Below are 14,514 nucleotides of genomic sequence, written 5' to 3'. Positions count from 1 at the left end.
GAACATGCTGCTCAACGCTGCCGATAAAGCGCTGTGGCGCCTTGCACTCCCCATGATTTTCTCCAATATCACCGTCCCGCTGCTGGGGCTGGTGGATACCGCGGTGATCGGCCACCTTGACAGCCCGGTATACCTCGGCGGCGTCGCGGTCGGAGCGACGGCCACCAGTTTCCTGTTTATGCTGCTGCTGTTTCTTCGCATGAGTACCACCGGGTTGACCGCTCAGGCCTGGGGGGCCAAAGATCCGCTGCGACTGGCACGGGCGCTGGTGCAGCCGCTGGCTCTGGCGCTGGGCGCCGGGGTGTTGATTATCCTGTTTCGCCTGCCGTTGATTAACCTCGCCCTGCATATCGTCGGCGGCAGCGAGGCGGTTCTCGAGCAGGCGAGACGGTTTCTCGATATCCGCTGGCTCAGCGCTCCCGCGTCGCTGGCCAACCTTGTGCTGCTCGGCTGGCTGCTGGGGGTCCAGTATGCCCGGGCGCCGGTGATTTTGCTGGTGGTCGGTAATCTGTTGAATATTGTGCTCGACCTGTGGCTGGTGATGGGCCTGCGGATGAACGTCCAGGGGGCGGCGCTGGCCACGGTCACCGCGGAGTACGCCACTCTCATTATCGGCCTGATGATGGCGAAGCGGGTGCTAACGCTGCGCGGCGTGTCGCTGGCGATGCTGAAAAACGCCTGGCGCGGCGACATGCGCCGTCTGCTGGCGTTGAATCGCGACATCATGCTGCGCTCCCTGCTGCTGCAGCTGTGCTTTGGCGCGCTGACCGTCTACGGCGCCCGTCTGGGCAGCGATATCGTGGCGGTCAACGCCGTACTAATGACCATGCTGACCTTTACCGCCTACGCGCTGGATGGCTTTGCCTATGCCGTGGAGGCCCACTCCGGCCAGGCCTACGGCGCGCGCGACGGCAGCCAGCTGCTGGAGGTGTGGCGGGCGGCCTGCCGGCAGTCCGGTATGGTGGCGCTGGCGTTTGCCCTGGTTTACAGCCTGGCGGGGGAGTACATCATCGCGCTGTTAACCTCGCTACCTTCCCTGCAGCAGCTGGCCGATCGCTATCTGATCTGGCAGACCATCCTGCCGGTGGTCGGGGTCTGGTGCTATCTGCTGGACGGCATGTTTATCGGCGCGACGCGCGGCGCGGAGATGCGGAACAGTATGGCGGTCGCCGCGGCCGGCTTCGCCGTGACGCTGCTTACGGTCCCGGCGCTCGGCAATCACGGCCTGTGGCTGGCGCTGGCGGTGTTTCTCGCGCTGCGAGGCCTGTCGCTGGCGCTGATCTGGCGCCGCCACTGGCGACGCGGCACCTGGTTTAGTTAGCCCTTTCTCTGGTTCGCCATTATCGGTGAACGTCCTCCGGTCGCGCCAGGTTTGCCGGAGCGACTCAGTAGCCCGGCGAGCGTAGCGCGTGCCGGGAAAACCACCTTCAGCGTTTCCAGTGAGGGCTATGGTTAAAAATTCCGAATAACGAATCGGCGCCAGCATTCTCATCTATAGTTAATACCATGTCCGGCACAAAACGGGCTGTAAACCCACCGAATGATGAGGACGTTATCATGAATAAAGACGAAATCGGCGGTAACTGGAAACAGTTGAAAGGTAAAGCCAAGGAACAGTGGGGCAAACTTACCGATGACGATATGACCGTAATCGAAGGGAAGCGCGACCAGCTGGTCGGCAAAATTCAGGAGCGTTACGGCTATGAGAAAGATCAGGCTGAGAAAGAAGTCTCAGACTGGGAGCATAAGAACGACTATCGCTGGTAGCGTTCCTTGATCCGAAGAATGAAGCATTTGTGTTAGTGCCTGTCTAAATGGCGCAGGGACGCGCCGTTAACCCTTTTTCCCGCTGCGGCTGCCGCTCAGCGGGCTTTCTTTTTGAGTTGAATCGTATGATCGTGCTGGCAGTGTCCCGGCGTGCTGCAGGCTTCCACTTCCACGCAGCTCGCGCAAAGGCCATGAGCTTCAATCACGTTGTGGCGCAGGGCGAAGCCCATTCTGGCCGCCAGCGTGTGCATGATATCTTCCACCCCTTCAGCCGCCTCTTCCTTCACCACGCCGCAGCGGTCGCAGATAAACATGGCCGAGCTGTGGGTTGGCTGGTCAAAGAGATGACACAGCACATAGCTGTTGGTCGATTCCACCTTGTGGACAAAACCCTGCTCGAGTAAAAACTCCAGCGCGCGGTAGACCGTCGGCGGCTTTGCCTGCGGCTCTTTCTCACGCAGCAGATCCAGCAGGTCGTAGGCGCTGATTGCCCCTTGCTGCAGGCTCATCAGGCGCAACACTTCCAGACGCTGTGGGGTCAGGCGTACGCCGCGTTGCGCACACAGCTTTTCAGCATGCGCTAACATCTCTTGCGAAGGGGACTTATCCATGAGCATCCTCAGGTTGCGTGAAATTGAATCTGTTACTTTATCACGTTCCGCGGAAAACGCCGAGACCCGACGGGTGATGCGGGTCATACTTCAGATTGTCGGCGCCAGTCCACTCCCTGGCGCTGGCCGCTGACGCTCGTGGAGGCTGCGCCTTCGCCGGTCGCTAAAACCGTCATGCCCGATTTAATCGCAACACGCCTGACCCAGGGTATGCTATATCTGAAGTGTCTCATTTTCGGGAGAAAACGATGAAACGACCTGATTGCATTCGCCACTGGCGCGAACTGGAAGGGCCCGACGATGTCACTTATCCCGACAGCCCGGAGCGTTTTTCCATTGGCGCGCCGCTGGGGCGCGGTTTACGCCTCAACCGGCTGGGGATCCACCACGAGAGACTGCCGCCCGGGCGGCGCACCTCTTACCCGCACGCGGAGAGCGATGAGGAAGAGTTCATCTATGTGCTGGAGGGCTATCCGGAAGTGTGGATAAACGGCTATCTCTGGAAGCTGGAGCCGGGCGATAGCGTGGGTTTCCCCGCCGGCACCGGCGTTTGCCACACCTTTCTCAATAACACCGAGCAGGAGGTTCGTCTGTTGGTGGTGGGTGAGGCCAACAAAAAGTACAACCGAATTTACTACCCGCTCAATCCCGGCTATGCCGCGACGCGCCAGGATCGCTGGGTTGATCATCCGCCGCAGTTCTTTGGCCCACATGACGGCAAACCGCGGATAAAGTAATCGACACCGGGAAGGGGCGAAGCGCGGCGCACTACGCGCCTGTGGTTTATCTTTATGCTATAGTAGCGCCCCTTTTTACCCGGATGCTTATTTATTCGCCATGATGCCTGAATCAACGTCACCTGTTTTTCCTGCTCACCGCTTCTCCATCGCGCCGATGCTCGACTGGACTGACCGGCATTGCCGCTACTTCCTGCGGCTGCTGTCGCGGCATACGCTGCTGTATACCGAAATGGTGACCACCGGGGCGATTATTCACGGCAAAGGGGACTATCTGGCCTATAGCGAAGAAGAACACCCGGTTGCTCTGCAGCTCGGCGGCAGCGATCCGCAGGCCCTGGCGCAGTGCGCGAAGCTGGCCGAGGCGCGCGGCTATGATGAGATCAATCTCAACGTCGGCTGCCCCTCCGATCGGGTGCAGAACGGGATGTTTGGCGCCTGTCTGATGGGGAACGCCCAGCTGGTGGCCGACTGTATCAAAGCGATGCGCGATGTGGTGTCGATCCCGGTCACGGTGAAGACCCGTATCGGCATCGACGACCAGGATAGCTATGAATTCCTTTGCGATTTCATTGAGACGGTCTCCGGCAAGGGCGAATGTGAGATGTTTATTATTCACGCGCGCAAAGCCTGGCTCTCCGGTCTGAGCCCGAAAGAGAACCGCGAGATCCCGCCGCTGGATTACCCCCGCGTCTGGCAGCTGAAGCGCGACTTCCCCCATCTGACGATGGCGATTAACGGCGGCATCAAATCGCTGGATGAAGTCAGAGCACAGCTTGAGCATATGGATGGGGTGATGGTCGGGCGTGAGGCCTATCAGAATCCGGGCATTCTGGCTTCGGTCGACCGGGAGATTTTCGGCGTCGCCGGTGCGGATGCCGATCCCGTGGCCGTCGTGCGGGCCATGTACCCGTATATTGAGCGCGAGCTCAGCAAGGGTACTTATCTGGGCCATATCACCCGTCATATGCTGGGACTGTTTCAAGGTATCCCGGGCGCCCGCCAGTGGCGTCGCTACCTGAGCGAGAATGCGCATAAAGCCGGCGCCGACATTGCGGTGCTGGAGCAGGCCCTGAAGCTGGTGGCCGATAAGCGTTAGTTTCTCACCAAAACCTGGTGAAATTGACCACGCCTCGCACATCATTGCGGGGCGTTTTCTTTTAAATTCAATTATTTATTGTTGGCATGTTTTTTGTAATACCTGCAGAGCGACATATTAATGACTGTGGGGAGAGAGCCATGCTGGAACTGTTATTTGTCATCGGATTTTTTGTCATGCTGCTGGTCACCGGCGTATCGCTGTTGGGGATTATCGCCGCCATCGTGGTGGCTACGGCGCTGATGTTCGTCGGCGGTTTGTTTGCTTTAATGATTAAATTACTGCCGTGGCTGCTGTTGGCGGTGGTGGTGGTGTGGGTTATTCGGGCACTGAAAACCCCGGACGGAAACGCTTTTCGCGACAATAACCGTTGGCGTTACTAAGGTATTGAGGGGTATGTCACAACCTGAACAATTTTGCACAGAACCGCGTAGGCATTACTGCGCAAATCTGTCACTATTAGCGCGTTAACGAATTCATCGCGCTGTACCCTACATACAGCCGAACTAAAAAAAAGTAAGGGCTTCCCAGGTGGAAGCCCTAAACTTTTGTCCCTTTGTCCGCTTACGGCAGCAGCAGACTCGACCCCTGTGTCACCCGGCTCTCCAGAACTTCATGCGCTCGTCGCGCTTCGGTCAGCGGATAGGTCTGACTCTCGGGCACGTCCACTTTAATCACGCCGCTGGCGATCAGCGAAAACAGCTCACTGCAGGCTTCCGCCAGCTCTTCCCGGTTGGTGATATAGCCCTGCAGCGATGGGCGGGTGACGTACAGAGAACCTTTCTGGTTCAGGATCCCCAGATTAACGCCGGTTACCGGGCCGGAGGAGTTGCCAAAGCTGACCATCAGGCCGCGGCGTTGCAGACAGTCCAGAGAGGCTTCCCAGGTATCTTTCCCTACCGAGTCATAGACCACGGCGACTTTCTTACCGTCGGTGAGCGCTTTGAGCCGCTCCGCGATAGGTTCTTCGCGATAGTTAATCACCTGCCAGGCGCCCGCCGCTTTGGCGCGCTGCGCCTTCTGCGCGCTGCCGACGGTGCCGATAAGTTTCGCCCCCAGCGCTTTCGCCCACTGACAGGCTATCAGCCCCACGCCGCCGGCGGCTGCGTGAAACAGGAACATCTCATCAGGCTTAATTTCATAGGTTTTGCGCAGCAGATACCAGACCGTTAATCCCTTGAGGAACGACGCGGCGGCCTGTTCGAAAGAGATGGCGTCCGGGAGGACCGCCGCTTTGTCGGCCAGCACATTGTGCACCGTGCTGTAGGCGCCGAGCGCCGACTGGGCGTACACCACCCGATCGCCTACCTTAATGTGCGTGACCCCATGGCCAACTTTACTGACGACGCCGGCCGCTTCGGTGCCGAGGCCGCTCGGCAGCGAGGGCGGCGGATAGAGGCCGCCACGAACATAGGTGTCGATATAATTGATACCGATGGCTTTGTTTTCGACCTGAATTTCATGCTCAGCGGGATCGCGGGGCGTGAATTCAACCGCCTGAAGCACCTCCGGCCCCCCGTGTTTTGAAAATTCGATGCGTGTTGCCATGTTCGCTCCTGTGTTGTTCTGAGATTATCCAGTAAGCTTAACAGCCTGCGGCGGCGGCGACGGATTTTCTTACCCGCCTCAGGCCAGTCACGCTGAATGGGTTCTTTAGCGGCAATGGCTTTCTCGCTATACTGTCACGCTCTTTTCCGTATCGGTGAAACGTTAGGCTATGGCAGGAAATAAACCCTTCAACAAACCACAGACAGAAACCCGCGAACGCGATCCGCAGCTCGCCGGGCTGAAAGTCCCGCCGCACTCGATTGAAGCGGAGCAGTCGGTGTTGGGCGGTTTAATGCTGGATAACGAGCGCTGGGACGACGTCGCCGAACGCGTCGTTGCCGACGACTTTTATACCCGTCCGCATCGTCATATCTTTACCGAGATGGCGCGCCTGCAGGAGTCGGGCAGCCCGATTGACCTCATCACCCTTGCGGAGTCGCTGGAGCGTCAGGGACAGCTGGACAGCGTGGGCGGCTTCGCCTATCTGGCTGAACTGTCCAAAAATACTCCCAGCGCGGCAAACATCAGCGCCTATGCCGACATCGTGCGCGAACGCGCGGTCGTGCGCGAGATGATCTCGGTGGCCAATGAAATCGCCGAGGCCGGCTTCGACCCGCAGGGGCGAACCAGCGAAGATCTGCTCGACCTCGCCGAGTCCCGCGTCTTTAAAATCGCTGAAAGCCGGGCCAATAAAGACGAAGGGCCGAAAAACATCGCCGATGTCCTCGACGCCACCGTCGCCCGTATCGAACAGCTGTTCCAGCAGCCCCACGACGGCGTTACCGGGGTCAACACCGGCTACGACGACCTCAACAAAAAGACCGCCGGCCTGCAGCCGTCGGATCTGATTATCGTCGCCGCCCGTCCGTCGATGGGTAAAACGACCTTCGCCATGAACCTCGTGGAAAACGCAGCGATGCTGCAGGACAAGCCGGTACTCATCTTCAGTCTTGAGATGCCCTCGGAACAGATCATGATGCGTTCTCTGGCCTCGCTGTCGCGCGTCGATCAGACCCGCATTCGTACCGGTCAGCTGGACGATGAGGACTGGGCGCGGATCTCCGGCACCATGGGCATTCTGCTGGAAAAACGTAACATCTATATCGATGACTCCTCCGGCCTGACGCCGACGGAAGTGCGTTCCCGCGCGCGGCGTATCGCTCGCGAGCACGGCGGCATCGGGCTGATTATGATCGACTACCTGCAGCTGATGCGCGTGCCGTCGCTCTCCGACAACCGTACCCTTGAGATCGCCGAAATCTCCCGCTCGCTGAAGGCGCTGGCCAAAGAGCTGCAGGTGCCGGTGGTGGCGCTGTCGCAGCTGAACCGCTCGCTGGAACAACGTGCCGATAAACGCCCGGTCAACTCCGACCTGCGTGAGTCCGGCTCTATCGAACAGGATGCCGACTTAATCATGTTCATTTACCGTGATGAGGTCTATCACGAGAACAGCGATCTGAAGGGCATCGCGGAAATTATCATTGGTAAACAACGTAACGGCCCGATCGGCACCGTGCGACTGACCTTCAACGGCCAGTGGTCGCGTTTCGATAATTATGCTGGCCCTCAGTATGATGATGAGTAATCCTTCCTCCTTCTTTAATTAAGGAATTCAAATGCAAGCGGCAACTGTAGTTATCAACCGCCGCGCTCTGCGACACAACCTGCAACGTCTGCGTGAACTGGCGCCTGCCAGCAAACTGGTTGCGGTGGTGAAAGCGAACGCCTACGGACACGGTCTTCTTGAGACCGCGCGAACGCTGACCGACGCCGACGCTTTTGGCGTCGCCCGCCTGGAAGAGGCGCTGCGCCTGCGAGCGGGGGGGATCGCCCAGCCGATCCTCCTGCTGGAAGGCTTTTTTGCGGCGGAAGACCTGGCGGTGATCGCCGCTCAGCGTCTGCATACGGCGGTGCATAGCCCCGAACAGCTGGCGGCGCTGGAGCAAGCCGACCTCCCCGAGCCGGTGACCGTGTGGATGAAACTGGATACCGGTATGCATCGCTTAGGGGTGCGCCCGGAGGAAGCTGAGGCGTTTTATCAGCGTTTGAGCCAGTGCAAAAACGTCCGCCAGCCGGTCAACGTGGTGAGCCACTTCGCCCGCGCCGATGAGCCGACCTGCGGCGCCACCGAACGGCAGCTGGATATCTTCACCACCTTTACCGAAGGCAAGCCGGGATGGCGCTCTATTGCCGCCTCGGGCGGCATCCTGCTGTGGCCGCAGTCGCATTATGACTGGGTGCGTCCGGGCATTATCCTGTATGGCGTGTCGCCGCTGGACGATCGCTCCACCGGGAAAGATTTTGACTGTCAGCCGGTGATGACCCTGACGTCCAGCCTGATTGCCGTGCGCGAGCATAAAGCAGGGGAGCCCGTCGGCTACGGCGGCACCTGGATCAGCGAACGCGACACTCGGCTCGGCGTGGTCGCGATGGGCTATGGCGACGGTTATCCGCGCGCCGCGCCGTCGGGCACCCCAGTGCTGGTCAATGGCCGCGAAGTGCCGATTGTCGGCCGGGTGGCGATGGATATGATCTGTGTTGACCTCGGCCCGCAGGCCGAGGATAAAGCCGGCGACGCGGTGGTGCTGTGGGGAGAGGGACTCCCGGTAGAGCGCATCGCCGAGATAACGAAAGTGAGCGCTTACGAACTTATTACGCGACTGACCTCCCGCGTCGCCATGAAATACCTCGACTAAGCCTCGTTCGTACCGGATAGCTCAGACGCTGGTCCGGTACGCAATCGGTATAGCCGCGGACAAAAAAGCGGTTTATACCGCTGCGCAGTCACTTTCCCCTCAACATCCTCTCGACCTGCCGTCATATCCGGTTTATTGTGTAAGAACCTGCCCTATGTAAACCTGGAGATACATCGCGTGTTTCAAAAAGTTGACGCCTACGCCGGCGACCCAATTCTTTCTCTGATGGAACGCTTCAAAGAAGACCCGCGAAGCGACAAAGTCAACCTGAGTATCGGGCTATATTACAACGATGACGGCATTATCCCGCAGCTGCAGGCGGTGGCGGAAGCGGAAGCGCGCCTGAACGCCGAGCCGCACGGCGCCTCGCTGTATCTGCCGATGGAAGGGCTGAGCGGCTACCGCCAGGTGATTGCCCCGCTGCTGTTTGGCGCAGAGCATAGCGCGCTTAAGCAAAACCGCATCGCCTCCATTCAGACGGTCGGCGGTTCGGGCGCGCTGAAGGTCGGGGCCGACTTCCTCAAACGCTACTTTCCTGAGTCTCATGTCTGGGTCAGTGACCCGACCTGGGAAAACCACATCGCCATATTTGAAGGGGCTGGCTTCGAAGTAAGTACTTACCCCTGGTTTGATAAAGCCACCAACGGCGTGCGCTTTGAAGCGCTGCTGGCGACGCTGCAAACGCTGCCGGCGCGCGACATTGTGCTGCTGCACCCCTGCTGCCACAACCCGACCGGCGCCGACCTGACGCCGGAACAGTGGGATCGTGTGGTGGAGATCCTGAAAGCGCGTCAGCTGATCCCGTTCCTCGACATTGCCTACCAGGGCTTTGGCGCAGGGCTGGAAGAGGATGCCTACGCCATTCGCGCCATCGCCAGCGCCGGGATGCCGATGCTGGTCAGCAACTCTTTCTCCAAAATTTTCTCCCTGTACGGGGAGCGCGTCGGCGGCCTGTCGGTGGTCTGTGAAGACAGTGAAACCGCAGGCCGCGTGCTGGGCCAGCTGAAGGCCACCGTGCGCCGCAACTACTCCAGCCCGCCGAGCTTTGGCGCGCAGGTGGTGGCGACGGTGCTGAACGATGCCGGGCTGAAAGCCACCTGGCAGGCGGAAGTGGACGCCATGCGCGCGCATATCCTGACCATGCGTCAGGCGCTGGTCGACGCGCTGCAGCAGGTTGCTCCGGGCAGCAAAGTGGATTATCTGCTCAAGCAGCGCGGGATGTTCAGCTACACCGGCTTCAGCGCGGCGCAGGTGGATCGCCTGCGCGACGAGTTTGGCGTCTACCTGATTGCCAGCGGACGTATGTGCGTGGCGGGGTTAAACTCACGTAATGTTCAGCAGGTAGCGAAAGCCTTTGCCGCGGTAATGTAAGCCGCTCTCCAGCAGGTTGTCTCTGCCGGTCAACGGGCAGGGGCAACCCCCTCTGATTGTGATCATCCTCTTTTTCTATGACATCTGCGCGAAAAAGGCTTTTCATCCCTGCCGCCTGCGGGTAAGGTCGGGACATTACTAAGCATGCACATTATTGAAAACAATAATGATTGATAGATTTAGGGATAAATATGCGCAAACTTACTCTCGCCCTTGCGGCGGCCTCTCTCCTGTTCACGCTGAACAGCGCCGTCGTGGCGCGCGCCTCCACGCCGCAGCCGCTGTGGGTCGGTACCAACGTGGCCCAGCTGGCCGAGCAGGCGCCGATCCACTGGGTTTCGGTGGCGCAAATTGAGAACAGCCTGCTGGGGCGCCCGCCGATGGCCGTCGGTTTTGATATCGATGATACCGTCCTCTTCTCCAGTCCCGGTTTCTGGCGCGGGCAAAAAACCTTCTCCCCCGGCAGTGAGGATTACCTGAAAAACCCGCAGTTCTGGGAAAAAATGAACAACGGCTGGGACGAATTCAGTATGCCAAAAGAGGTGGCGCGCCAGCTGATTGCCATGCATGTGAAGCGTGGCGACAGCATCTGGTTCGTCACCGGCCGCAGCCAGACCAAAACAGAAACCGTTTCTAAAACCCTGCAGGATGATTTCCTCATCCCGGCCGCCAATATGAACCCGGTAATTTTCGCTGGCGATAAGCCGGGTCAGAACACCAAGACCCAGTGGCTGCAGGCGAAGCAGATAAAGGTTTTCTATGGCGACTCGGATAACGACATTACCGCTGCCCGCGAGGCGGGCGCCCGCGGGATCCGCGTGCTGCGCGCCGCCAACTCCTCCTACAAGCCGCTGCCGATGGCCGGCGCGCTGGGCGAAGAAGTGATCGTCAATTCCGAATACTGATGGGCGCCTGAACGGGATAAACGGCAGCGGTGACGCTGCCGTTTTTTTATGCAAAATCCGGGGTGGAAGGTTTTACCTTTTCACGTATTGCTGCACACTTAGAGGGATTCATTCGCAAAAAGGAGTCGATGATGTGGTATCAGCAAACCCTGACGCTTGGGCCTAAATCCCGTGGTTTTCATCTGGTCACCGACGAAATCCTCGGCCAGATCCGCGGGCTGTCCGGGGTGAAGGTCGGCCTGCTACACCTCCTGCTCCAGCATACTTCCGCTTCCCTGACGCTCAACGAAAACTGCGATCCCACCGTCCGGTATGACATGGAGCAGTATTTTCTTAACGCCGTGCCGGACAATGCGCCGTACGAACATGATTATGAAGGCCCTGACGATATGCCGTCGCACATCAAATCATCGATGCTTGGCGTGTCGCTGATGCTGCCGGTCGAGGACGGACGCGTCAGGCTGGGGACCTGGCAGGGCATCTGGCTGGGGGAGCATCGGATACACGGCGGTTCGCGGCACATCGTTGCGACGCTCATGGGGGAATAAAAGATGACAATTTCGGAGTTATTGCAGTACTGCATGGCGAAGCCGGGAGCAGAGCAGAGCGTCCACAGCGACTGGAAAGCCACGCAAATTAAGGTCTCGGACGTGCTGTTTGCCATGGTGAAGGAGGTCGAAGACCAGCGGCCGGCGGTTGCGTTGAAGGCGAGTCCGGAGCTAGCGGATCTGCTGCGCCAGCAGCATCGCGACGTCCGGCCCAGCAAGCATCTCAATAAAGCGCACTGGAGCACCGTCTTTCTGGATGGCTCGCTGCCGGATTCGCAAATCTACTACCTGGTCGATGCATCTTACCAGCAGGCGGTGAAAATGCTGCCGGAGCCGGTCCGGCAGCGGCTTTCCCGCTAATTATTTCAGCATCGGCTTCAGGAAGCGCGCGGTGTGCGAGGCTTCGCACTCAGCGACGGTTTCCGGCGTACCGGAAACCAGAATTTCGCCGCCGCCGCTGCCGCCTTCCGGGCCGAGATCGACAATCCAGTCGGCAGTTTTTATCACGTCGAGGTTGTGCTCAATCACCACGATGGTATTGCCCTGATCGCGCAGCTGGTGCAGCACTTCCAGCAGCTGCTGGATATCGGCGAAGTGCAGACCGGTGGTCGGCTCATCGAGGATATACAGCGTCTGGCCGGTACCGCGCTTGGACAGCTCGCGCGCCAGCTTCACGCGCTGCGCCTCGCCGCCGGACAGCGTCGTCGCCGACTGGCCGAGACGGATATAGGTCAGGCCGACATCCATCAGGGTTTGCAGCTTACGCGCCAGCGCCGGTACGGCATCAAAGAACTCGCGCGCTTCTTCAATGGTCATATCCAGCACTTCGTGGATGGTTTTGCCTTTGTACTTAATCTCCAGCGTTTCGCGGTTATAGCGCTTACCTTTGCACTGGTCGCACGGTACGTAGATATCCGGCAGGAAGTGCATTTCGACCTTAATCACCCCGTCGCCCTGGCAGGCTTCGCAGCGACCGCCGCGGACGTTAAAACTGAAACGACCCGGCGTATAGCCGCGGGAACGTGATTCCGGCACCCCGGCGAAGAGCTCGCGCACCGGCGTAAACACCCCGGTATAGGTCGCGGGGTTGGAGCGCGGCGTACGGCCGATCGGGCTCTGGTCGATATCGATGACTTTATCGAAGTGCTCCAGCCCCTGAATATCGCGATACGGCGCCGGTTCGGCGATGGTCGCCCCGTTAAGCTGACGCTGGGCAATCGGGAACAGGGTATCGTTGATCAGCGTTGATTTACCCGAGCCGGAGACGCCGGTGATGCAGGTAAACAGGCCCACCGGCAGAGTCAGCGTCACGTCTTTCAGGTTGTTGCCGCGCGCGCCGGTCAGTTTGAGGACTTTCTCCGGATCGGCGGGCACGCGCTGCTTCGGCACTTCAATTTTGCGCTTGCCGCTCATGAACTGGCCGGTCAGGGATTCCGGGACGGCCATAATGGCCTCCAGCGGCCCTTCCGCCACCACCTGGCCGCCGTGGACCCCGGCCCCAGGGCCGATATCGATCACATGGTCGGCGGCGCGAATGGCGTCTTCGTCATGCTCAACGACGATCACCGTGTTGCCTAAATTACGCAGGTGAATCAGGGTCCCGAGCAGGCGCTCGTTATCGCGCTGGTGCAGGCCGATGGAGGGCTCATCCAGGACGTACATCACGCCAACCAGTCCGGCGCCAATCTGGCTCGCCAGACGGATACGCTGGGCCTCGCCGCCGGAGAGCGTTTCTGCCGAACGGGAGAGCGTCAGGTAGTTGAGGCCGACGTTGACGAGGAACTTCAGGCGATCGCCAATCTCTTTCAGCACTTTTTCGGCGATTTTCGCCCGCTGGCCGGAGAGTTTCAGATTGTTGAAGAAGTCCATCGCGTGGCCGATGCTCATATCGGAAATGGTCGGCAGCGGGGTGTTTTCCACAAACACGTGGCGCGCCTCGCGGCGCAGACGCGTACCGTCGCAGCTGGCGCACGGGCGATTGCTGATGAACTTCGCCAGCTCTTCGCGCACCGCGCTGGATTCCGTCTCTTTGTAGCGGCGCTCCATGTTATGCAGCACGCCTTCGAACGGATGGCGGCGTACCGAGGTGTCGCCGCGGTCGTTCATGTATTTGAATTCAATATTCTCTTTACCGGAACCGTACAGGACCACTTTCTGCACGCTGGCGCTGAGAGTGCCCCACGGCGCTTCGACGTCGAACTTGTAGTGCTCCGCCAGCGACTTCAGCATCTGGAAGTAGTAGAAGTTACGCCGATCCCAGCCGCGGATGGCGCCGCCCGCCAGCGACAGCTCCGGATTTTGCACCACGCGATCGGGGTCGAAATATTGCTGCACGCCGAGGCCGTCGCAGGTCGGGCAGGCGCCCGCCGGGTTGTTGAAGGAGAACAGGCGCGGCTCCAGCTCGCGCATGCTGTAGCCGCAGATCGGGCAGGCGAAGTTGGCGGAAAACAGCAGTTCTTCCGCTTTCTCATCATCCATATTGGCCACGATGGCGGTACCGCCGGAGAGCTCCAGCGCGGTTTCGAACGACTCGGCCAGACGTTGCGCCAGATCGTCGCGGACCTTGAAGCGGTCGATCACCACCTCAATGGTGTGTTTCTTCTGCAGCTCCAGCTTCGGCGGATCCGAGAGATCGCAGACTTCGCCGTCGATCCGTGCGCGGATATAGCCCTGGCTGGCGAGATTTTCCAGGGTTTTGGTGTGCTCGCCCTTACGCTCTTTAATAATGGGCGCCAGCAGCATCAGACGCAGGCCTTCCGGCTGGGCGAGGACGTTATCGACCATCTGGCTGACGGTCTGCGCCGCCAGCGGCACGTCGTGGTCCGGACAGCGCGGCTCGCCGACGCGGGCGTACAGCAGACGCAGGTAGTCGTGAATTTCGGTAATAGTACCCACCGTCGAGCGGGGGTTGTGAGAGGTTGATTTCTGTTCGATGGAAATCGCCGGCGACAGCCCTTCGATATGGTCGACGTCCGGCTTCTCCATCAGCGACAGGAACTGTCGCGCATAGGCGGAGAGCGATTCGACGTAGCGACGCTGGCCTTCGGCATACAGGGTGTCGAAAGCCAGTGAAGATTTGCCAGACCCGGAAAGCCCGGTGACGACAATGAGTTTGTCGCGCGGGATAACGAGGTTGATGTTTTTGAGATTATGGGTGCGGGCGCCCCGAACTTCGATCTTATCCATTCACCTTTCCCGGTAGGTAGATACACGGATTGCCTGGTTTGCTTGA

General features: G+C 59.5%; 14 protein-coding genes. 11 read left to right on the top strand and 3 right to left on the bottom strand.

Annotated features, from left to right (window positions below):
* Window positions 1-4: 4 nt before the first annotated feature.
* Together dinF and ACOI7D_RS21865 are read left to right on the top strand one after the other, a co-directional pair.
* Complete coding sequence (gene dinF, locus ACOI7D_RS21870) at window positions 5-1,321, top strand: MATE family efflux transporter DinF (RefSeq protein ID WP_044525128.1); 1,317 nt, start codon at window positions 5-7, stop codon at window positions 1,319-1,321.
* A gap of 236 nt (window positions 1,322-1,557) precedes the next feature.
* Window positions 1,558-1,767, top strand: coding sequence for a CsbD family protein (locus ACOI7D_RS21865; RefSeq protein ID WP_023291626.1), 210 nt, complete (start codon window positions 1,558-1,560; stop codon window positions 1,765-1,767).
* Window positions 1,768-1,862: 95 nt separating this feature from the next.
* Here ACOI7D_RS21865 and zur read toward each other — a convergent pair whose 3' ends face one another.
* Window positions 1,863-2,378, bottom strand: coding sequence for a zinc uptake transcriptional repressor Zur (gene zur, locus ACOI7D_RS21860; RefSeq protein WP_023291627.1), 516 nt, complete (start codon window positions 2,376-2,378; stop codon window positions 1,863-1,865).
* A 248-nt stretch (window positions 2,379-2,626) separates the two neighbouring features.
* On the opposite strand from zur, the gene ACOI7D_RS21855 reads away from it, so the two are divergent.
* The 3 genes from ACOI7D_RS21855 to pspG all read left to right on the top strand — a co-directional run bounded on the left by ACOI7D_RS21855 (window position 2,627) and on the right by pspG (window position 4,597).
* Window positions 2,627-3,115, top strand: a complete 489-nt coding sequence (locus ACOI7D_RS21855; protein ID WP_109546750.1) for a cupin domain-containing protein — start codon at window positions 2,627-2,629, stop codon at window positions 3,113-3,115.
* A 100-nt stretch (window positions 3,116-3,215) separates the two neighbouring features.
* Window positions 3,216-4,214, top strand: coding sequence for a tRNA dihydrouridine(20/20a) synthase DusA (dusA, locus tag ACOI7D_RS21850; RefSeq protein ID WP_072199093.1), 999 nt, complete (start codon window positions 3,216-3,218; stop codon window positions 4,212-4,214).
* 140 nt (window positions 4,215-4,354) lie between these two features.
* Window positions 4,355-4,597 (top strand): envelope stress response protein PspG, encoded by a 243-nt coding sequence (gene pspG, locus ACOI7D_RS21845; RefSeq protein ID WP_004206297.1) that lies wholly within the window; start codon window positions 4,355-4,357, stop codon window positions 4,595-4,597.
* 181 nt (window positions 4,598-4,778) lie between these two features.
* On the opposite strand, the gene ACOI7D_RS21840 is transcribed toward pspG, so the two are convergent.
* A complete protein-coding gene (locus ACOI7D_RS21840) occupies window positions 4,779-5,762 on the bottom strand; it encodes a quinone oxidoreductase (protein WP_060591271.1) in 984 nt (327 codons plus the stop codon).
* Window positions 5,763-5,931: 169 nt separating this feature from the next.
* Here ACOI7D_RS21840 and dnaB point away from each other — a divergent pair, with 169 nt between their 5' ends.
* The 6 genes from dnaB (at window position 5,932) to ACOI7D_RS21810 (ending at window position 11,642) form a co-directional block, all read left to right on the top strand.
* Complete coding sequence (gene dnaB / locus ACOI7D_RS21835) at window positions 5,932-7,347, top strand: replicative DNA helicase (RefSeq protein WP_002884942.1); 1,416 nt, start codon at window positions 5,932-5,934, stop codon at window positions 7,345-7,347.
* A 31-nt stretch (window positions 7,348-7,378) separates the two neighbouring features.
* Window positions 7,379-8,458, top strand: coding sequence for an alanine racemase (alr, locus tag ACOI7D_RS21830; RefSeq protein ID WP_032454559.1), 1,080 nt, complete (start codon window positions 7,379-7,381; stop codon window positions 8,456-8,458).
* 177 nt (window positions 8,459-8,635) lie between these two features.
* Window positions 8,636-9,829 (top strand): aromatic amino acid transaminase, encoded by a 1,194-nt coding sequence (gene tyrB, locus ACOI7D_RS21825; RefSeq protein ID WP_047718372.1) that lies wholly within the window; start codon window positions 8,636-8,638, stop codon window positions 9,827-9,829.
* Between the two features lie 191 nt (window positions 9,830-10,020).
* Entirely contained in the window at window positions 10,021-10,734 is a 714-nt protein-coding gene (gene aphA, locus ACOI7D_RS21820) for an acid phosphatase AphA (RefSeq protein ID WP_004151745.1), read from the top strand.
* 131 nt (window positions 10,735-10,865) lie between these two features.
* On the top strand, window positions 10,866-11,282 hold the full coding sequence (locus ACOI7D_RS21815; RefSeq protein ID WP_004206303.1) for a secondary thiamine-phosphate synthase enzyme YjbQ: 417 nt from the start codon (window positions 10,866-10,868) through the stop codon (window positions 11,280-11,282).
* 3 nt (window positions 11,283-11,285) lie between these two features.
* Window positions 11,286-11,642, top strand: a complete 357-nt coding sequence (locus ACOI7D_RS21810; protein WP_109546749.1) for an MmcQ/YjbR family DNA-binding protein — start codon at window positions 11,286-11,288, stop codon at window positions 11,640-11,642.
* Here the strand turns inward: ACOI7D_RS21810 and uvrA are convergent, their stop codons facing one another.
* Window positions 11,643-14,468 carry an excinuclease ABC subunit UvrA gene (gene uvrA / locus ACOI7D_RS21805; protein ID WP_023291635.1) on the bottom strand — a complete coding sequence of 942 codons (2,826 nt, stop codon included), beginning with the start codon at window positions 14,466-14,468 and terminating at the stop codon, window positions 11,643-11,645.
* Between the last annotated feature and the right edge of the window lie 46 nt (window positions 14,469-14,514).

This window comes from Klebsiella sp. C360 (assembly GCF_048822415.1).
Classification (GTDB): domain Bacteria; phylum Pseudomonadota; class Gammaproteobacteria; order Enterobacterales; family Enterobacteriaceae; genus Klebsiella; species Klebsiella quasipneumoniae.
Note: the sequence above shows the minus strand (reverse complement) of the source record. Positions and strands in the feature narration are given on the sequence as shown.